Source organism: Streptomyces albireticuli (assembly GCF_021228125.1).
Lineage (GTDB): Bacteria > Actinomycetota > Actinomycetes > Streptomycetales > Streptomycetaceae > Streptomyces > Streptomyces albireticuli.
In genome coordinates this window covers 1-18,772 of the sequence record NZ_JAJQQS010000017.1, presented here as the reverse complement: position 1 = coordinate 18,772, position 18,772 = coordinate 1, and the positions used below count along the sequence as shown (strand labels likewise).

At 74.3% G+C, this 18,772-nt stretch carries 15 protein-coding genes; 10 read left to right on the top strand and 5 right to left on the bottom strand.

Annotated elements, in window-relative coordinates:
- The first annotated feature begins 4 nt into the window (after positions 1-4).
- Together LUZ64_RS26730 and LUZ64_RS26725 are read left to right on the top strand one after the other, a co-directional pair.
- On the top strand, positions 5-661 hold the full coding sequence (locus LUZ64_RS26730) for a response regulator (RefSeq protein ID WP_095579442.1): 657 nt from the start codon (positions 5-7) through the stop codon (positions 659-661).
- Between the two features lie 18 nt (positions 662-679).
- The gene (locus LUZ64_RS26725) at positions 680-1,294 is read left to right on the top strand and encodes a pyridoxamine 5'-phosphate oxidase (protein WP_232390365.1); all 615 of its coding nucleotides are present in this window, start codon (positions 680-682) and stop codon (positions 1,292-1,294) included.
- Between the two features lie 216 nt (positions 1,295-1,510).
- On the opposite strand, the gene LUZ64_RS26720 is transcribed toward LUZ64_RS26725, so the two are convergent.
- The gene (locus tag LUZ64_RS26720; protein ID WP_095579441.1) at positions 1,511-2,092 is read right to left on the bottom strand and encodes a phosphatase PAP2 family protein; all 582 of its coding nucleotides are present in this window, start codon (positions 2,090-2,092) and stop codon (positions 1,511-1,513) included.
- Between the two features lie 184 nt (positions 2,093-2,276).
- On the opposite strand from LUZ64_RS26720, the gene LUZ64_RS26715 reads away from it, so the two are divergent.
- Complete coding sequence (locus LUZ64_RS26715; protein WP_143593033.1) at positions 2,277-3,101, top strand: hypothetical protein; 825 nt, start codon at positions 2,277-2,279, stop codon at positions 3,099-3,101.
- Between the two features lie 219 nt (positions 3,102-3,320).
- Here the strand turns inward: LUZ64_RS26715 and disA are convergent, their stop codons facing one another.
- Together disA and radA are read right to left on the bottom strand one after the other, a co-directional pair.
- Positions 3,321-4,451, bottom strand: coding sequence for a DNA integrity scanning diadenylate cyclase DisA (gene disA / locus LUZ64_RS26710; protein WP_095579438.1), 1,131 nt, complete (start codon positions 4,449-4,451; stop codon positions 3,321-3,323).
- Positions 4,452-4,580: 129 nt separating this feature from the next.
- Complete coding sequence (radA, locus tag LUZ64_RS26705; protein WP_095579437.1) at positions 4,581-6,014, bottom strand: DNA repair protein RadA; 1,434 nt, start codon at positions 6,012-6,014, stop codon at positions 4,581-4,583.
- Positions 6,015-6,563: 549 nt separating this feature from the next.
- Between radA and LUZ64_RS26700 the strand changes: the two genes are divergently transcribed.
- Positions 6,564-8,204 (top strand): BACON domain-containing protein, encoded by a 1,641-nt coding sequence (locus LUZ64_RS26700; RefSeq protein WP_232390364.1) that lies wholly within the window; start codon positions 6,564-6,566, stop codon positions 8,202-8,204.
- Between the two features lie 515 nt (positions 8,205-8,719).
- Here LUZ64_RS26700 and LUZ64_RS26695 read toward each other — a convergent pair.
- On the bottom strand, positions 8,720-9,514 hold the full coding sequence (locus LUZ64_RS26695) for a DUF3109 family protein (RefSeq protein ID WP_372472035.1): 795 nt from the start codon (positions 9,512-9,514) through the stop codon (positions 8,720-8,722).
- A 99-nt stretch (positions 9,515-9,613) separates the two neighbouring features.
- Between LUZ64_RS26695 and LUZ64_RS26690 the strand changes: the two genes are divergently transcribed.
- The 4 genes from LUZ64_RS26690 to ilvD all read left to right on the top strand — a co-directional run bounded on the left by LUZ64_RS26690 (position 9,614) and on the right by ilvD (position 14,520).
- Positions 9,614-10,546, top strand: a complete 933-nt coding sequence (locus tag LUZ64_RS26690) for a Ppx/GppA family phosphatase (RefSeq protein WP_095579689.1) — start codon at positions 9,614-9,616, stop codon at positions 10,544-10,546.
- A gap of 272 nt (positions 10,547-10,818) precedes the next feature.
- A complete protein-coding gene (locus tag LUZ64_RS26685) occupies positions 10,819-11,643 on the top strand; it encodes a sugar phosphate isomerase/epimerase family protein (protein WP_211304957.1) in 825 nt (274 codons plus the stop codon).
- A complete protein-coding gene (locus tag LUZ64_RS26680; RefSeq protein ID WP_095579691.1) occupies positions 11,640-12,281 on the top strand; it encodes a TetR/AcrR family transcriptional regulator in 642 nt (213 codons plus the stop codon). Before LUZ64_RS26685 ends, LUZ64_RS26680 begins: the two co-directional genes overlap by 4 nt.
- Before the next feature lie 373 nt (positions 12,282-12,654).
- Positions 12,655-14,520 carry a dihydroxy-acid dehydratase gene (gene ilvD / locus LUZ64_RS26675; RefSeq protein ID WP_095578846.1) on the top strand — a complete coding sequence of 622 codons (1,866 nt, stop codon included), beginning with the start codon at positions 12,655-12,657 and terminating at the stop codon, positions 14,518-14,520.
- 383 nt (positions 14,521-14,903) lie between these two features.
- Here the strand turns inward: ilvD and LUZ64_RS26670 are convergent, their stop codons facing one another.
- On the bottom strand, positions 14,904-17,174 hold the full coding sequence (locus tag LUZ64_RS26670) for a serine/threonine-protein kinase (protein ID WP_095578845.1): 2,271 nt from the start codon (positions 17,172-17,174) through the stop codon (positions 14,904-14,906).
- Between the two features lie 134 nt (positions 17,175-17,308).
- Between LUZ64_RS26670 and LUZ64_RS26665 the strand changes: the two genes are divergently transcribed.
- Both LUZ64_RS26665 and LUZ64_RS26660 read left to right on the top strand, forming a co-directional pair.
- Entirely contained in the window at positions 17,309-17,674 is a 366-nt protein-coding gene (locus LUZ64_RS26665) for an SH3 domain-containing protein (protein ID WP_232390363.1), read from the top strand.
- 43 nt (positions 17,675-17,717) lie between these two features.
- Entirely contained in the window at positions 17,718-18,218 is a 501-nt protein-coding gene (locus tag LUZ64_RS26660; RefSeq protein WP_095578844.1) for a hypothetical protein, read from the top strand.
- The last annotated feature ends 554 nt before the right edge of the window (positions 18,219-18,772 follow it).

The following is an 18,772-nucleotide window of genomic DNA, read 5'->3' as shown; positions in this document are numbered from 1 at the left end:
CAGAGTGATCAGGGTTCTCCTCGCGGACGACGAGGCGATGATCCGGGCGGGCGTACGGGCCGTCCTCGCGGCCGATCCCGCCGTCGAGGTGGTCGCCGAGGCCGCGGACGGCCGGCAGGCCGTGGAGGCGGCCCGCGCGCACCGCCCCGACGTGGCGCTGCTGGACATCCGCATGCCCGTCATGGACGGCCTCGCCGCCTGCGAGGAGATCCGGCGCGCCGTCCCCGGCACGGCGGTCGCGATCCTCACCACCTTCTCCGAGGACGCCTACGTCTCCCGCGCCCTCGGCGGCGGCGCCACCGGCTTCCTCCTCAAGTCCGGCGATCCGTACGAGCTGATGGCCGGGGTGCGCGCCGTGGCGGACGGCGGCGCCTACCTCTCCCCGAAGGTCGCCCGGCACGTCATCGCCGAGCTGGGCGGCGAGCGCCTGACCCGCGGCACCGCCGCCCGCGCCCGCACCGCCGGGCTCACCGCCCGCGAGCGCGAGGTCCTCGCCCTGCTCGGCGAGGGCCTCTCCAACGCCGCGATCGCCCGCCGCCTGCACCTCGTCGAGGGCACGGTCAAGGGGTACGTCAGCGCGGTCCTGGACCACCTGGAGGTCGGGAACCGCGTGCAGGCCGCGATCCTCGCCTACGAGGCCGGACTGGTGACCGGTGCCTGAGCGGGGTGGAATGGGCCCATGAGCGAGACGGAGAGCAGAGTGCCGCGTGAGATCCTCGCCGCCCTCGACGCGCACACGACCATGACCCTGGCCTACGTGGACGAGGACGGGCCGCAGGCGTGCGCCGTGCTCTACGCGATCGCGGGAGCCGGAGCGGAAGCGGGAGCCGGTGCCGTGGCCTCGTCCGGAGCCGTGGCCTCGTCCGGCGGGGAACCCGGCTCCGGATCCGGTGGCGGATCCGGCGGCGGACGTGGCGGACCTGGTGGCGCGGGCGGGGCGGGGAGCGCGGGCCCGGTGGGTCCCGTCCTGCTCTTCGTCACCTCGGCCACCACCCGTCACGGCCGCGCGCTCCTCGCCGGTGACGGCCGGGCCGCCTTCACCGCCCAGCGGGAGGGCCAGGTGTGGACCGCCCTGACGGGCATTCAAGGCCGGGGCGCGTGTCGCCGTCTGGAGGGCGCGGAACGTGAGGAGCGCTGGCGCGCGTACGCCACGCGCTTCCCCTATGTGGAGCGCAACGACCGCCTCCGCCAGGCCATGGAGCGCACGGACCTGTGGGAACTGCGCCCCGACTGGCTGCGGCTGATCGACAACGGCCAGGGCTTCGGCCACAAGACGGAGTGGACCCGCCCCTGACGTGCGGCTCTCGGGCGCGGCCCGCCGCTCGTCGGGGACGCGGGCTCCCGTCCGCCGGGACCCATGTCCCCCCCCCGACGCGGCACGCCTTCCGGAAGGGGCGAGAACTCCCGCCCGCCGGAACCCCGGGCCCGGCCGCAGTCCGTCGTGCGGTCCGGCCGGGCCCTCCGCCAGGTCACGCCGCCCGGCCGGGCCGGCACCCGGCGGACCCCGCCCTCACGCCCGTACGAGCACCCGCAGCCGCCCCTCGCGCGCCCGCTCGACCAGCGCCGTGCCACGTCCCACGAGCAGCCGGGCGCCCAGCAGCGCGACGGCCGTGCCCAGCAGCAGGCCCACGGCCACGTCGTGCGGGTAGTGGACACCGAGGAAGACGCGGGAGAAGGCGACCAGCAGAGCCAGCGGCAGCACCAGCCACGCCACCAGCCGCCGGGCCAGCGCGGCTCCGGCCGCGAGGCCCGCGGCGAGCGTGGCGTGGTTGCTCGGGAAGGACCAGTCGCCCGGCGGCGGACAGGGCGCGAGCGAGGCGACCGCGCCCGCCACCGCCCTGCACGGCCGGTCCTCCTCGACGACGCTCTTGACGGCCTCGCTGATCCCGTACGCCAGCGCCGTCGTGACCGGTGCCAGCAGCGCCAGCGCGACCTGGCGGGCGCCGCCCCGGCGGGCCCGCCACCAGACGGCGACCGCCACCGCCATCAGCAGCAACAGCCCGGCCTCCGTCCCCACTTCCGCGAGGTCCTGCACCCAGCCGGGCGTGGAGCGGGCGAAGTCGGTGATGTCGAGGTAGAGATCGTTGTCCATGGGCACAGGACCGTACGGACCGTCACCTCCTCACCACACCGGGCGATAGGCATACGGCAACCCTGACTTTCGTCAGGTGTCGACAACGGAACGGCCCCTCCGCGCGGGCAGATCATGAGAAAAGTAGGCACCCGTGCGGCGGGTATGGGCTGGTGCCCCGGCCGATCTCTCGTAGAGTCTTCGCGTGGGATCACTGCGCAATCCGATCGGGCCGCTTCCCTCCTCCATCTACTGGCGGCGGAGGGCAGTTGCGCTTGGCCTGCTCGGCCTCATCGTCCTGGTGGTGTTGTGGATGGTCACCCTTGGGGGTGATAGCGGTTCCGGGGGCGACCAGAGCAAGGGCTCGAACGGCAAGGGGCCGGCCGACAGCACCATCACGCCCGGCCCGACGCCCTCGGGCCCGCACATCAGTCAACGGCCCGGCGGACGGGGCGACTCGGGCGGCGGCTCCGGCGGCACCGGTGGTTCCAGTGGGGCCGGCGGTTCCGGTGGTGCCGGAGGTGACCACGCGGCCGGCGGCGGGACCGGTGGCGGCGGTGGCACGGGCGGTTCCGGTGGCGGCGGTGTCCTCGGCAGCGGCGACGGCCGGACGGTCCCGGCCGGCTCCTCCCTGCCCGACTGCGCGTCAGGCGCGGTGCGGCTGACGGTCCGCAGCGTCAAGGACGCCTACGGCCCCGACGAGAAGCCCAAGTTCGAGATCGTGGTGAAGAACACCGGCGGCGGTGCCTGCAAGGTGAACTTCGGCGCGCCCGCGGCCTTTATGAAGATCAGCAGCGGTGACGACCACGTCTGGTCCTCCGACGACTGCGCCCGGGGCGCCGGTGCCCTGCTCGTCGAGCTGCCCGGCTCGGGCGAGACCAAGCGCACGGTGGAATGGGACCGCAAGCGCACCGCCCCGCAGTGCGCGACGCCGGCCGGCGACGCCGTGGCGGGCTCCGGCACCTACCGGGTCGAGGTCAAGGTGGCGGGCGTCACCGAGCGGCTGGAGTTCAAGCTGGAGAAGGCGTGACGGGCGGGCGACGGGCGTGACGGGTCCGGACGGGCCCGGACGGGTCCTGATCCCGGGAACAACAGGGGGCTGACCAGCCCGTCCCGTAACGACCGGGCCGTACCGGCACCGACCCGGAAACACGTGAGGCGGCCCGATGGGCCGCCTCAGCCGTATGTCGCCCGCGCCGCTCGCCGGACGTACCCCGCCTCGCTACGCGTAGTGCTTACGCCGTAACCCTTATACGTACCGCTCGAGGATCGAGGACTCCGCGAGGCGCGAGAGGCCCTCGCGGACCGAGCGGGCACGCGCCTCGCCCACGCCGTCGACGGTCTGGAGGTCGTCGACGCTCGCGGCGAGCAGCTTCTGGAGGCCGCCGAAGTGGTCCACCAGCCGGTCGATGATCGCACCGGGCAGCCGCGGCACCTTCGCCAGCAGGCGGTACCCGCGCGGGGAGACCGCGGAGTCCAGCGTCTCCGGGGAGCCGCTGTAACCCAGGGCGCGCGCCACGATGGGCAGTTCGAGCAGCTCGGGGTGGGTGAGGGCGTCCAGCTCGGACAGTGCCTCGGCCACCGTGCGGGTGCGCTTGGCGGTGGGCTCGGGGACGTAGTCCCGCACGACCAGGTCGCGCTCCGGCTCGACGCCGGCGATCAGCTCGTCCAGCTGGAGGGAGAGGAGGCGGCCGTCGGTGCCGAGCTCGACGACGTACTCCGCGATCTCCGTGGCGATCCGGCGGACCAGCTCCAGGCGCTGGCAGACGGCCGTCACGTCGCGGACGGTGACCAGGTCCTCGATCTCCAGGGCGGAGAGGGTGCCCGCGACCTCGTCCAGCCGGAGCTTGTAGCGCTCCAGGGTGGCCAGCGCCTGGTTGGCGCGGGAGAGGATGGCGCCCGACTCCTCCAGGACGCGCCGCTCGCCGCCCACGTAGAGCGCGATCAGCCGCATCGACTGGCTGACCGAGACGACGGGGAAGCCGCACTGGATGGACACGCGCTGTGCCGTCCGGTGGCGGGTGCCGGTCTCCTCGGTGGGGATCGAGGCGTCGGGCAGGAGCTGGACGCCCGCCCGCACGATCTTGGTGATGTCCTTGTCGAGGATCAGCGCGCCGTCCAGCTTGCACAGCTCGCGCAGCCGGGTGGCGGTGAATTCCACGTCGAGGACGAAACCGCCCGTGCACATGGATTCGACGGTCTTGTCCATGCCCAGGACGATGAGGCCGCCGGTGTTGCCGCGGAGGATGCGCTCCAGGCCGTCGCGCAGGGCCGTGCCGGGCGCCACGGCGCTCAGCGAGGCGCGCATCAGCCCGTCGCCGGAGCCACCGGAGCCACCCCCGGCCCTGCCGGGGCCCGATGCCCGGTCGTTGGCTGCCACTGCACTCCTCCGGTCGCAAGGTCAACGGTGCCGCAGGCCGCCCTGCTGTCCGTACGTACGGGCGAGACCAGGGCAAAGTCTACTGGCGTATTCCGGCGCCCAGCCTATTAAAGAGGGCTCCCTTCCGGTTCAGAGAGGGCTCTCCTCGGCCGGTGCGTCCGCCCCGGCTTTGCGCCGGTTCTCCCGGGGTACCCGCTTGGGAAGCACTCGAAGCGCCTCGCCTATGTCGGCCACCTCCAGGACGCGCATCCCACCGGGCACCTTCCCCGGGTCGCCCGGCACCAGCGCGTGCGTGAACCCCAGCCGGGCCGCCTCCGCCAGCCGCCGCTGCACGCCGGTGACCCGCCGGACCTCGCCCGCGAGCCCGACCTCGCCGATGGCCACCAGGTTCTTCGGCAGCGGGGTGTCGCTGGCGGCGCTGGCCAGGGCGAGCGCCACGGCCAGGTCCGCCGCCGGCTCGGACAGCTTCACGCCGCCCACCGTCGCGCTGTAGATGTCGCGCTTGCCGAGAGCGCTGATCTTGCCGCGCTGCTCCAGGACGGCGAGCATCATCGACACCCGGGACGTCTCCAGGCCGGAGGTGGTGCGGCGGGGCGAGGGGATCTGCGAGTCGACCGTGAGTGCCTGCACCTCGGCCACCAGGGGGCGGCGGCCCTCCAGGGTCACCGTGAGGCAGGTGCCGGGCACCGGCTCGTCGCGCCGGGTCAGGAACAGGCCGCTGGGGTCCGTCAGCCCGACGATGCCCTCGTCGTGCAGCTCGAAGCAGCCGACCTCGTCCGTCGCGCCGTAGCGGTTCTTCACGCCGCGCACCAGGCGCAGCCGGGCGTGCCGGTCGCCCTCGAAGCTCAGCACCACGTCGACCAGGTGCTCCAGCAGGCGGGGGCCCGCGATGGCGCCGTCCTTCGTGACGTGACCGACGAGGAGCGTGGCCATGCCGCGCTCCTTCGAGGCGCGGATAAGGGCGCCCGCGACCTCGCGCACCTGGGCCATGCCGCCGGGCGCGCCGTCGATCTCCGGGGAGGCCACCGTCTGCACCGAGTCCATGATCAGCAGGGACGGCTTCACGGAGTCGAGGTGACCGAGGACGGCGGACAGATCGGTCTCGGCGGCCAGGTAGAGATGGTCGGAGAGCGCCCCGATGCGGTCGGCGCGCATCCTGACCTGGCTCGCGGACTCCTCGCCCGTCACATAGAGCGTGCGGTGCTCGTCGGAGGCGGCCTTGGCGGCGACGTCCAGCAGGAGCGTGGACTTGCCGACACCGGGCTCGCCCGCGAGCAGCACGACGGCCCCCGGCACCAGGCCGCCGCCCAGCACGCGGTCCAGCTCGGCCACGCCGGTGCTGCGCGCGGTGGCCTGCCGGCCGTCCACCTGCGCGATGGGGAGCGCGGCCGAGGTGACCCGGCCGGGCGCGGTCGTACGGACGGCGGGCGCGCCGGACTCCTCGACCGTGCCCCACGCCTGGCACTCGGGACAGCGGCCGAGCCACTTGGCGGTGGTCCAGCCGCACTCGGTGCAGCGGTAGGAGGGCCGGTCCTTGGCGGACGAGCGGGTACGGGCAGCCATGGGGGTCACCGTAGCGGTGGGCACTGACACGGGCGGCCGCGGCGTCCGGGCGGAACCGGTAGGACGTGGGGACGGGTGGGCTGTACGGAGCGGTGGCGGCCTACGGACCGGCGGGCTGTACGGACCGCCGGGCCGGGTGGACCAGTGGGCCGGGTGGACCGGTGGGGAACCGTCCGGAGCCCTGATGGCGCCCGGGCGGGGCCTGACGGGGGCCTGACGGGGGTCCGGTGGGATCGGACGGGCTGGGGGTTGGGTTGGGCTGGGCTGGGTCCGGGACAGTCCGGCGGACCTCGGAGGTCCCGAAAGCCCGGGTGGTCCTGGTGGGGGGCCGCGGGGGTCCGGCATGCCGCGGTGGCCCCGGCGGGCCGCGGTGGCATCCGGGCCGGTCAACTCCTCAGGGCCCTCGTGGCGCGGCCGCTTCCACGTCCGGCCCCGGCACATGCGGAATGAAGTCCTCCTGTCCTCTTTTGAGCGAGAAGACCACCCGAACGGGTTAATCCTGCGTCCGCAGCGCGAGCAGGCCCCCCTGGCCCGCTTACCGTCGCCGGGATGATGACCAGGAGGCCCGAGCACCCTACGCACGCCACCGGCGCGCACCGTGCCCAGCGCGGTGCGCCGCGCGCCGCCCGCACGGACCAGGAAACGCTCGTCCAGCGGCCGCCTGTCCCGTACGAGCCCTATGTCGACGGCCTGTTCACCTACTGCCTGTCCGTGCTGTGCGAGCACGACGCCGCCGTCGCCGCCCTGGGCGAGGTCCTCGCCCTCGCCGAGCGGCGCGCCGACCGCTCCCCGGAAGGCGCCGGCACCGACACCGGCCTGCGGCGCTCCTGGCTCTACGCCCTCGCCCGCTGGGCCTGCCTGCGCCGCCTCATGGCCCAGGGCGCCAAGGCCGGCGAAGCCCACGCCCCCGCGCCCGTCGCCGCCCCCAGGGGCCGCCGCGAGGAGCTCGCCCTGCTCGCCTGGCCCGAGGCGGCCGGGACCACCGCGGAGCAGCGCGAGGCCCTGGAGCTGGCCGTCCGGCACGGCCTCTCGCCCCAGGAGGTCGCCGCGGTCCTCCGGCTGGAGCCCGACGCCGCCCGGGGCCTGCTCTCCAGCGCGGCCTGCGAGGTCGAGCGGACCCGGACGGCGCTGGCCGTCGTGGAGTCGGGGCACTGCCCGGTCGTCTCCCGCTTCTCCGGCGACGCCCAGGTCCTCCTGGGCGCGGCCCTCCGCCGCGAGCTCGTGCGCCACGTCGACGACTGCGCCGACTGCCGCCGCACCGCCGAGCGCGCCACCGCCGGCGAGCCCTGGCCCGGCACGGCCGCGTCGTCCGCCGCCCTGCCCGTCGTCGAAGCGCCCGTGGCCGCCGTGCACGCCGCGATGCTGGACGCCCTGGCCGCCTACCGGCAGCGCGGCTCCGCCGCCCCGCCCACCCCGCGCTTCGACCGCAGAGGCTTCCCCCAGGACCCCAAGGACCGGGCCGCCCGGCGCGGGCGGCTGCGCAGCAGGGCCCTCACGACCACGGTCGTCGCGACGGTCGTCGCCGCCCCGGTGCTGGCCCTGTGGGCCGCCTACCGGGGGGCGCCGGAGACGGGGGAGAGCCAGGAACCCGCCTCGGTCTCCGCCGAGGAGACCGGCGGCACGGCCCAGTACCCGTTCGACGGGACGGGCCCGGCCCGGAAGACCGTCGGCTCGCTGTCGCTGGCCGGGCCCCGGGCGGCCGACCTCTCCGTCTCCGTGATCGGGCCGGACGGCAGACCGGTGCCCGCCCCGCCCTCCGGCAGCGCCTCGCCACCGGCCGGGGCGAGCACCGCCCCCCTGCCCGGCGGCCCGCCGCCCCCGCCGGTGCCGGGCCCCGGCAGGCTGACCCTGGAGGCGCAGCCCAGCGGCACCACCACACTCATCACCCTCAGGGCGAGCGGCGGCGAGCCGGTCGTGTGGTCGATGACGACCGACGCGCCCTGGCTGCGCCTGAGCCGCACCGGCGGCGTGCTGCGCCCCGGGCAGTCCCTCACGGTCGTCGTCACCGTCGACCACACGAGCGAGCCCGCCGGCCGCTGGAGCGCCCGCGTGGCCGTGGCGCCGGGCGGCTCGACGGTCACGATCGAGGGCCGGGGCAGCGCCCCGGAGCCCTCCCCGAGCCCACCGCGACCGTCACCACCTCCGCCGGACCCGGCACCATCGGCACCGGGGCCGAGCCCGGCCCCGTGACGGGGGTCGGCGGTGCGTCGACGGGGGCTCGGTGGGCGTGGCCGGTGCCTCTCCCACTCCGCGCCGGAGCCGGAGCCGCTGCCGGGGGGCCCGTAGCCTCGGCGGGCGACCGCAGCGCGGGTCCGGCCGGGTGCGTGCGGCACGCGTCCGGTCGGGTTCAGAGCGTGCCCGCGCCCGCTCCTGGGGGCCACCGCCGTGCGTCCGCCGGGAGCCGGGTGACTTCAGAGCGGGTCCGCCGGGCGCGGGGGCGTGCCGGCCGCGCGGTACGTCTGGTCGGGGCGGTTCAGGGCGTGCCCGTGCCCGCCCATGGGAAGCCGCCGTGCGTCCGCCGGAAGCCGGAAGCCGGAAGCCGGAAGCCGGAAGCCGGAAGCCGGGTGGCGTCAGCGCGGATCCGCCTCGGCGCGCGCGGCCTCTCCGGTCGGGGCGTGTTCAGGGTGTGCCCGCGCCCGCCCACGAGGGTGTGCCCGCGCCCGCCCAAGGAAGGCCGCCGTGCGCCGGCCCGAGGCCGGACCGCGTCAGCGCGGGTCCGCCGGGTGCGGTGCCATCGGCAGCAGCGAGGCCATCCGCTCCTCGCAGAGCTCGACCAGGCGGGCGTACGCCTCCTTGCCCATCATCTCCGTCAGCTCCGGCCGGTACGTGACGTAGACCGGCTCGCCCGCTCCGTGCGCCGATGTCGCGGACGTGCACCACCAGTGCAGGTCGTGCCCGCCCGGACCCCACCCGCGGCGGTCGTACTCACCGATCGAGACCTGGAGGATCCGCGTGTCGTCCGGCCGGTCGATCCAGTCGTACGTACGGCGCACCGGCAGCTGCCAGCAGACGTCCGGCTTCGTCTCCAGCGGCTCCCGGCCCTCCTTCAGCGCCAGGATGTGCAGCGAGCAGCCCGCGCCGCCCGCGAAGCCCGGCCGGTTCTGGAAGATGCACGAGCCCTGCCAGCGGCGCGTCTGCCGCTCGCCGTCCTCGTCCAGCTGCGTCCAGCCGCTGTCCGTACCCACCTCGTGGAACTGCCACATCTCCGGCGTGAGGCGCTCCACGAACCCCGCGACGCGCCGCTCGTCGTCCTCGTCCGAGAAGTGCGCGCCCAGGGTGCAGCAGCCGTCGTCGGCGCGGCCCGCCTGGATGCCCTGGCAGCCGCTGCCGAAGACGCAGCTCCAGCGGGACGTGAGCCAGGTCAGGTCGCAGCGGAAGACCTGCTCGTCGTCGGCGGGGTCCGGGAACTCGACCCAGGCGCGGGCGAAGTCGAGCCCGACCTCGTCGGAGACCCCCGGGCCCGCCGACGCCTGCTTCCCGGCGACCTGGTTCCTGGAGATCTCGACGGCCTTCTCGCGCTTTTTGCCCGGCTTCGCCTTCTTCGTCTTTGCCACCCCTCAAGCCTATGCGCCCCCGGGCGTCGCAGTAGCGTTCAGGCCATGAGACTCGGTGTCCTTGACGTGGGTTCGAATTCCGTCCATCTGCTGGTCGTGGACGCGCACCCCGGGGCCTGCCCGCTGCCCGCCCACTCCCACAAGGCCGAATTGCGCCTCGCGGAGCTCCTCGACGACGGCGGCGCGATCGGCGACGTGGGCATGGACCGCCTCGTCGCCGTGGTCCGGGACGCCCTCCAGGCCGCCGAGGACAAGGGCTGCGAGGACGTCCTCCCCTTCGCCACCTCCGCCGTCCGCGAGGCGTCCAACGCGGACACCGTGCTGGCCCGGGTCCGGAAGGAGACCGGTGTCACCCTCACCGTCCTGAGCGGCGAGGAGGAGGCCCGGCTGACGTTCCTGGCCGCCCGGCGGTGGTTCGGCTGGTCGGCGGGCAAGCTCCTCGTCCTCGACATCGGCGGCGGCTCCCTGGAGATCGCCTACGGCCTCGACGAGGAACCCGACGCGGCCGCCTCGCTGCCCCTGGGCGCCGGCCGGCTCACCTCCGCCTGGCTCCCCGGCGACCCGCCCGACCCCACCGACATACGGGCCCTGCGCCGGCACGTACGGGCGCAGATCGCCCGGATCGTCGGCGACTTCGCCCGGCTCGGCGGCCCCGACCGCACCGTGGCCACCTCCAAGACCTTCAAACAGCTCGCCCGGATCGCGGGCGCCCCCCGGTCCGTCGAAGGCGTCTACGTCACCCGCTCGCTCACCCGCAAGGCCCTGGAGGAGTGGGTGCCCAAGCTCGCCGGGATGACCGTCGAACGGCGCACCACGCTGCCCGGCGTGTCCGCCGGCCGCGCGCCCCAGCTGCTGGCCGGCGCGCTCGTCGCCGAGGCGGCGATGGACCTCTTCGGCATCGACGAGCTGGGCATCTGCCCCTGGGCACTGCGCGAGGGCGTCATCCTGCGCAGGCTCGACCACCTGCCCACCGACTGACCGGACGGCGGGGACCGTGAGTCCGGACCCGTACGCCCGGACCCGTCAGTACGGGACCGTGCCCGGACCCGTAAGCCCGGACCCGTAAGCCCGCGACCGTACGGTTTCCGGCCACTCCACGAGCGTCCGAGGTCGTCCTCCGACGGCCCCTGACCGGCCTGCGGACCGTCTCCCACCGCTCCTCGCAGACGCCTTACGGCCGACCGGTAGCGGTTCCGCCACATGGGAGCCACCCGCCACGCCGCGCGGAAGGCGGTCGTACGCTGTCCCTCGTGACAGAGCCAGTGGTGCGCATCCCGGATGCGAAGGTCGCGCTGTCCACCGCCTCGGTCTACCCGGAGTCGACGGCGGCGGCCTTCGAGATCGCCGCGCGCCTGGGTTACGACGGCGTCGAGGTCATGGTGTGGACCGACCCCGTCAGCCAGGACATCGAGGCGCTCCGCCGCCTGTCCGACTACCACCGGGTGCCGATCCTCGCCGTGCACGCGCCCTGCCTGCTGATCACCCAGCGGGTCTGGTCCACGGACCCCTGGGTCAAGCTCCAGCGCGCCCGCGCGGCCGCCGAGAAGCTCGGCGCGAGCACCGTCGTCGTCCACCCGCCCTTCCGCTGGCAGCGGGGGTACGCGCGGGAGTTCGTCCAGGGCCTGTGGCGGATGGCCGACGAGACGGACGTCCGGTTCGCCGTCGAGAACATGTACCCGTGGCGCTACCGCGACCGCGAGATGCTCGCCTACGCCCCCGACTGGGACGTCACCAAGGACGACTACCGCCACTTCACCGTCGACCTCTCGCACACGTCGACCGCCCGCACGGACGCCCTCCAGATGATCGACCGGATGGGCGACCGGCTCGCCCACATCCACCTCGCCGACGGCAACGGCTCCGCCAAGGACGAGCACCTCGTGCCCGGCCGGGGCAAGCAGCCCTGCGCCGAGATCCTGGAGCGCCTCGCGGTCGGAGGCTTCGACGGCCATGTCGTCATCGAGGTCAACACCCGGCGCGCCATGTCCTCCGCCGAGCGCGAGGCCGACCTCGCCGAGGCCCTCGCCTTCACCCGTCTGCACCTCGCTTCCCCGACCGGTGTCCCGCGCGCATGACCGCCGCCTCCGCCGCCGGTGCCCCGAAGAAGCGCGGCCGTCCCGTCCGTACGGACACCGGAGGGCCCGGCGCCCGTGAGCGCATCCTTACGGCGGCCCGCGCGGAATTCGCCGAGCGCGGCTACGACAAGGCGTCCATCCGCGCCATCGCCCGGGGCGCGGACGTCGACCCGGCGCTCGTCCACCACTACTACGGCCCCAAGGAGAAGATCTTCGCCGCCGCCGTCGAGACGGACTTCGCGCCCGCGCTCGAAGCGGCCGACATCTTCCGTAAGGGTGACCGCGACACCCTGGGCGAGCGGCTCACCCGCTTCACCCTCGGCATCTGGGAGAACCCGGCCACCCGCGAACCCCTCCTCGCGATCGTCCGCTCCGCCGTCGCCAACGAGACCGCCGCCACGGTCTTCCGCGAGCTCGTCACCACCCGGCTGATGGCCCGCATCGCCGGGGAACTCGACCTGCCCGACCCCCGGCTGCGCTCCGAGCTGGCGGCGGCGCATCTGGTCGGGGTCGCGATGCTGCGGCACGTCATCAAGGTGGAGCCGCTGGCTTCGGCGGATCTGGAGGAGGTCGTGGCGATAGTGGCACCGGCGGTGCAGCGGCATCTGGCGGGGGCGGGCGGAGCCGGGCAGCGGTAGGGCGCGGGCCGGGGGCGCTGCGCGGGGCCTTGTTCCCCACCCCGCCCCTTCCCGAACCGGGGCTCCGCCCCGGGCCCCGGTCCTCAAGCGCCGGACGGGCTGAGTTGTCGCCCGGAACCGGGCGGATTCAGCCCGTCCGGCGCTTGAGGACACCGCGCGTCAGCGCGGAAGGGGGCCCGGGGGCGAAGCCTCCGGTTCCGGGAAGGGGCGGGGCTGGGGAAAGGCCCCGCGCAGCGGCACCCCACCCACCCACCCGCACCCGCCCATCCCCACCCGTCTCACATCGCGGAAATTCCGTCCACCCCCTGAGTCCCGGGCGTAGGCTCGAAAGACGCCATACACGGCGCCGACACACTTCGAGGAGTCGAGCAGGATGCCCGAGCTGAGGTCCCGCACCGTCACCCACGGCCGCAACATGGCGGGCGCCCGCGCCCTTATGCGGGCCTCGGGCGTAGCGAGCGGTGACATCGGCAAGCCGATCATCGCGGTCGCCAACTCCTTCACCGAGTTCGTCCCCGGCCACACCCACCTCGCACCGGTCGGCCGGATCGTCTCCGACGCGATCCTGGCGGCGGGCGCGGTGCCCCGCGAGTTCAACACCATCGCGGTCGACGACGGCATCGCCATGGGCCACGCGGGCATGCTCTACAGCCTGCCCTCCCGCGACCTGATCGCCGACTCCGTCGAGTACATGGTCGAGGCCCACTGCGCCGACGCCCTGATCTGCATCTCCAACTGCGACAAGATCACCCCGGGCATGCTGATGGCCGCCCTGCGCCTCAACATCCCCGTCGTCTTCGTCTCCGGCGGCCCGATGGAGGCCGGCCAGGCCACCCTCGTCGACGGCACCGTCCGCAAGCTCGACCTGATCAACGCCATCGTGGACGCGGTCGACGAGAACGTCTCGGACGAGGACGTCCTCCGCATCGAGGAGAACGCCTGTCCGACCTGCGGCTCCTGCTCCGGCATGTTCACGGCCAACTCCATGAACTGCCTGACCGAGGCCATCGGCCTCTCCCTCCCGGGCAACGGCTCCGTCCTCGCCACCCACACCGCCCGCAAGGCGCTGTACGAGAACGCGGCCCGCACGGTCGTCGAGATCACCAAGCGCTACTACGAGCAGGACGACGCGTCGGTCCTGCCGCGCAACATCGCCACCCGCGCCGCCTTCGACAACGCCATGGCACTCGACATCGCCATGGGCGGCTCGACCAACACGATCCTCCACCTCCTCGCCGCCGCGCAGGAGGCCGGTCTCGACTACGACCTGAAGGACATCGACGCGGTCTCGCGCCGGGTGCCCTGCCTGGCCAAGGTCGCGCCCAACGTCGCCCCCGGCGGCACGTACTACATGGAGGACGTGCACCGCGCCGGCGGCATCCCCGCGATCCTCGGCGAGCTCTACCGCGCCGGGCTGCTCAACGAGGACGTGCACACCGTCCACTCGCCCGGCATCAAGGACTGGCTCGGCACCTGGGACGTGCGCGGCGGCTCGCCGTCGGCCGAGGCCGTCGAGCTGTGGCACGCGGCGCCCGGCTGCGTCCGCTCCGCCACCGCCTTCTCCCAGTCCGAGCGCTGGGACTCCCTGGACACGGACGCCGCCGGAGGCTGCATCCGCGACGCGGCCCACGCCTATTCCAAGGACGGCGGCCTCGCCGTCCTCAAGGGCAATCTGGCGGTCGACGGCTGCGTCGTGAAGACGGCCGGCGTCGACGAGTCGATCTGGACCTTCGAGGGCCCGGCCGTGGTCTGCGAGTCGCAGGAGGAGGCCGTCGACAAGATCCTCCGCAAGGAGATCAAGGAGGGCGACGTCGTCGTCATCCGCTACGAGGGCCCCAGGGGCGGCCCCGGAATGCAGGAGATGCTCTACCCGACGTCCTTCCTCAAGGGCCGCGGCCTCGGCAAGTCCTGCGCCCTGGTCACCGACGGCCGCTTCTCCGGCGGCACCTCGGGCCTCTCCATCGGCCACGCCTCGCCCGAGGCGGCCTCCGGCGGCGCGATCGCGCTGGTCCACGACGGCGACCGGATCCGTATCGACATCCCGGCCCGCTCCATCGAGCTCCTCGTCCCCGACGAGGAGCTGGCGGCCCGCCGCGAGGCGCTCGGCGGCAGGTACGCGCCGCGCGACCGTGACCGCAAGGTCTCGGCGGCGCTGCGGGCCTACGCGGCGATGGCGACCAGCGCGGACAAGGGCGCGGTGCGGGACGTCAGCCGTCTGGACGGGCTGACGGGAGGCTGACGGGACGACGGGCGCCGGGGATCGGGCCCGACGGTCCCGCTCCCCGTACGTCCCGCGGGACGTCCCGCGGGACGTACGGGCCCTCCCGGTGAGCCGGAGCCGACCGGACCGCCGGGGCCGCTGATGTCAGCCTCGGGCCGCGGGGACATCCCCCCGCGGCCCACCTGTACTCCGGACGGCGGGGACGGCTCCCGTAGCCGTCCGCACGGCTCCCGACCGCGAGGGCGTCTCCCGTGGGCGCGCCCGCGTGCGCGCGGTCAGGCCGCCGTGGGCGCCGGTGCGTCTCCCGCGTGCGCACCCGCGTGCGCTCCGTCCGGGCAGGGGCCTCCCGTCGCGACCGGGTGAGCCCCGGGCGGTACGGGGCCTCCGGCCCCACCGCCGGGTCAGCGCCAGCCGGCCGGATCGTGGTCGCTCACCGCGAACACGGTCCCGTCCGGCGCCGCCCCGAACACCTTCCCGTCCGCCGCGACCGGCGCCGGCAGCAGATCGAGATAGCCCCGGCCCGCCTTGGTCAGGCGGGGCGCAGTCTGCCCGAGCAGCGCGCCCCGGCCCGCGTCCACGGCCAGCAGCCGGCCGTCGGCGGCGGAGAAGTACAGCCGCCGGTCGGTGGCGACGAGCGCCGAACCGTTCGCCACGGCCGTATCCAGCCGCCACAGCTGCCCCGGGCCCTTCGCCCCCTTCATCTCCTTCGCCGCCTCGGCGGTCGTCCCGACCGCCGTCAGGCCGCCGTCCGTGGACAGCAGATAGACCGCGTCGCCGTACGCGACGGCGCTCGTGGCGTTCAGCGGCGTGCCCAGCGGGACCCGCCGCTCGCTCCGGTCGGCCGGGTCGTACCGGACGACGGCCGAGACACGGTTGTCGGAGTCGGCGGCCGTCAGGTACAGCGCGTCGCGCGGGCCCACGCCGACGGTGGTCAGGTCCCCGTCCGCCGTCCGCTGCCACAGCGTCGTACCGCGCCGCGCGTCGAGGGCGAGCACCTGGGTCCGGTGCCCGCCGCCGGCGCCCGCCGGGGAGACGGCGTAGGCGGTTCCGCCGCCGTAGGAGGAGAAGACGGGCTTGGCGTGCCCGGGCAGGCGGTGGCTCCACAGCTGCCGGTCCGTGGCGCCGTCGACGGCGGTCACGGTGCCGTCCGCGGAGACCAGGAGCACGGTGTCGCCCGCGTGGTAGACCCGCCCGCCGTACACCGAGACGTTCCGCGTCCAGCGCGGCTCGCCCGTCGCCGGGTCGAGCGCCGTGAGCCGGCTGCCGTCCGGCGTCGTCACGTGCACCAGGCCGCCCGACACGACGGGGGCGGGCGGCGCGAGCCCACCGGACCGCTCGGTACCGGCCGGCGCCGCGCCCCGGCCGGGCTTCCCGTCCTCGACCGGCCGCCGCCAGACGACCTGGCCACCGGCCGCGTCGATACGGGCCGCCTGCACCCCGGGCGCCGAGCAGTACAGCGCGGCCTCCCCGTAGGCGCAGAACCCGGCCCGCACCCGGCCGTCACCCGAGGCGTCCCCGGGGACGGACGTCGCCCACGGCTTCCAGTCCGCGCCCGCCGCGGTGGGCCGCGTCTGGAGCGGCCGGTCCGGATCGTCGGTCCCGCGCAGCAGCCAGTACCCGCCCCCGGCCAGGGCCGAGAGGACCACGGCCGCGGCGACGATCCAGGGCGCGCGACGGCGCCGGGACCGGCCGGTGGCCGGTGCGGGCCCGGGGACGGCGTCCGGACGGGCGGCCGTGGCGGCGCGCACGTGAGTGCGTTCGGAGTCGCGCGGTGCGGGAGAGCCGGGAGAGAGCAGGGAAGTGTGGGGGAACGTATCGGCACCCCTGACACTCCCGGCGTCGCCGTTGCCCGCGTGCGGCAGCCGCGCCATGATCGCGTCCGGTGTGGGCCGCTCGCCGGGGTCCTTGGCCAGGCAGGCGCGGATGAGCGGAACGAGGTCCTCGGGCACCCCGGTCAGATCCGGCTCGTTGTGCACCACCTGGTACGCCACGATGTACGGGCTCTCCGACTCGAACGGCCCGCGTCCCGTCGCCGCGTGCACCAGCAGCGACGCCAGCGCGAACACGTCCGCCGCGGGCCCCACCTCGCGCGGCCGCTGGAACTGCTCGGGGGCCATGAACGGCGGAGTGCCGATCAGCTTCCCGGTCTCGGTGCGCAGCTCGCTGTCGTACGGGCGGGAGATGCCGAAGTCGATGACCTTCGGGCCGTCCTCGGCGAGCAGCACATTGCTCGGCTTGAGGTCACGGTGCACCACGCCCGCCCGGTGGATGTCCCGCAGCGCCTCGGCCAGGCCCGCCGCCAGCCGCCGTACCTCGTCCCCGCCGAGCGGACCGCTCCGCTTGACCCGCTCGGAAAGGGTGGGACCGGGAATGTAGAGCGTCGCCATCCACGGCCGTACGCCGTCCGGGTCCGCGTCCACGACGGGCGCGGTGAAGGCCCCGCTGACCAGCCGGGCGGCCGCGACCTCCTGGCGGAAACGCGCCCTGAACTCGGGGTCCACCGCGTATTCGGCGTGTACGACCTTGACCGCGAGCCGCAGTCCGGAAGCGGAGCGCGCCAGGTGGACCACGCCCATGCCGCCGGAGCCGAGTCGCCCTTCCAGCCGGTACTGGCCGGCGTACCCCGGATCCTCCGCTTCCGGGTCCGCCCCGGTCCTGCGCAGCGGCGGCATTCCCCCACCCCCGTGTGTTTTCGGCCGCGTGCGGCGGCTTCCGGAGCCTAATCGATGGGCCTGTCGAAACCGGGGAGGCATGCCGCGCCTTGCTAGCCTGCACATGACATTCGACCAGTACGGGGGAGGGCCTGATGGCCGTCGGCGAGATCAACGAGTCCAGCGAGTCAGGCGTGTCCGACGGCGCGGCCGAGGCGGCCGGTGCGGGCGGGGCTCAGCGGCCCGCGGCTCTCTCCGTGCAGTCCGCCGGCACCATCTATTACCCGGTCGCGCCCGGCGTCCAGGTCAACGTCCGCCGTGGCCCGAACACCGGCAGCCAGATCGTCAAGGTGCTCGGCGAGAACTCCCGGGTGCCGATCCGCTGCCAGACCCGCGGCGAGACGGTCTCCGGCCCGTACGGCACCACCGACGTCTGGGACAGCATCGCGCCCGGCCAGTACGTGTCGGACGCGTATGTGAAGACGGGCAGCGACGGCTTCGTGGCCATCCGCTGTTCCTGAGCGGCGCCCGGGGCGGTCCGGGGCCGACGGCGATAATCGACGTATGAGCGATGAGCACGAGGCGGCCGGGCCGCAGCCGGAACCGATCAGGTTCTTCGGCACGACCTGGGTGAACCACGACGGTGGATACGCGCTGCGCCGCGTCGGCGCGGGCCTCGGCGCGCTGGTCGCCGCGGCGGCGGGCGCGTTCGTCCTGCGCTTCGGCTACGAGGGCCTGGCGGTCGCCGAGGTCGGCAGCCTCGTCAACATGCTCGTGGTCGTGGCCTTCGCCGTATGCAGCGCGCTGGCGTTCCGCCGCACCTGGGAGCGGTTCGGCAGCCGCTCCGCCGGCCCGGCGGACGCCGCGGCCGAGCGGTCGACACAGAGCATGATGATGATCGGCTTCATCGGATCCCTGCTCGCGTACGCCCTCCGCACCCTCACCGAGGCCCCCGGCGAGAAGCTGCGCCGCGAGGAGTACGAGGAGGCCGCCGCGCGCTACGAGCGCCGCCGCACCACCCGTACGGGGAACCCGGCGGCCCGGAAGAAGAAGCGCAAGAGCTAGGCGGGGGAGCCGGGCCCGGGAGCTTGCCGAGAGCCCGCAGGGGCCGGGCGGGGACCGGGCGGGGGCCGGGCCCACCCGGGGCGGAGCACCCCTGGAGCTCGTGTAGAGTTCTCCGAGTTGCCACGGCGTCCGCGAGGACGGCGAGGCGGCACTTCACGCCTCACTGGCGGCAATCTCTACTGCACGGCCCTTGAACGGGATCGATTTCGGCATGCCGGAATTCGGGACCGGGTTCCGATTAGGAACCACCGGGGGAATCCGGTAAAGTAGTGATCACGCCGAAAGGCGCGAAACAAATCCCCGCCGACGGGGAATCGGAAACGAATTCGGACCGGAAACGGAACGGAAAAGGATCTGATAGAGTCGGAACCGCCGGAAAGCGAAAGCGAGACGGTGGGACCCCGCTCCAGCAGGGGGCCAGAGACGGAAACGGATCTGGTAAGGTTGGAAACAACGAAGGGAAGCGCCCGGAGGAAAGCCCGAGAGGGTGAGTACAAAGGAAGCGTCCGTTCCTTGAGAACTCAACAGCGTGCCAAAAGTCAACGCCAGACTAT

What these genes read in the sequence shown, in the direction of transcription:
- LUZ64_RS26725 (WP_232390365.1), top strand. Translation starts at nt 680, where the DNA reads ATGAGCGAGACGGAGAGCAGAGTGCCGCGTGAGATCCTCGCCGCCCTC.
- LUZ64_RS26720 (WP_095579441.1), bottom strand. Translation starts at nt 2,092, where the DNA reads ATGGACAACGATCTCTACCTCGACATCACCGACTTCGCCCGCTCCACG.
- radA (WP_095579437.1), bottom strand. Translation starts at nt 6,014, where the DNA reads ATGGCTGCCCGTACCCGCTCGTCCGCCAAGGACCGGCCCTCCTACCGC.
- LUZ64_RS26700 (WP_232390364.1), top strand. Translation starts at nt 6,564, where the DNA reads ATGATGACCAGGAGGCCCGAGCACCCTACGCACGCCACCGGCGCGCAC.
- LUZ64_RS26690 (WP_095579689.1), top strand. Translation starts at nt 9,614, where the DNA reads ATGAGACTCGGTGTCCTTGACGTGGGTTCGAATTCCGTCCATCTGCTG.
- LUZ64_RS26680 (WP_095579691.1), top strand. Translation starts at nt 11,640, where the DNA reads ATGACCGCCGCCTCCGCCGCCGGTGCCCCGAAGAAGCGCGGCCGTCCC.
- ilvD (WP_095578846.1), top strand. Translation starts at nt 12,655, where the DNA reads ATGCCCGAGCTGAGGTCCCGCACCGTCACCCACGGCCGCAACATGGCG.
- LUZ64_RS26670 (WP_095578845.1), bottom strand. Translation starts at nt 17,174, where the DNA reads ATGCCGCCGCTGCGCAGGACCGGGGCGGACCCGGAAGCGGAGGATCCG.
- LUZ64_RS26665 (WP_232390363.1), top strand. Translation starts at nt 17,309, where the DNA reads ATGGCCGTCGGCGAGATCAACGAGTCCAGCGAGTCAGGCGTGTCCGAC.
- LUZ64_RS26660 (WP_095578844.1), top strand. Translation starts at nt 17,718, where the DNA reads ATGAGCGATGAGCACGAGGCGGCCGGGCCGCAGCCGGAACCGATCAGG.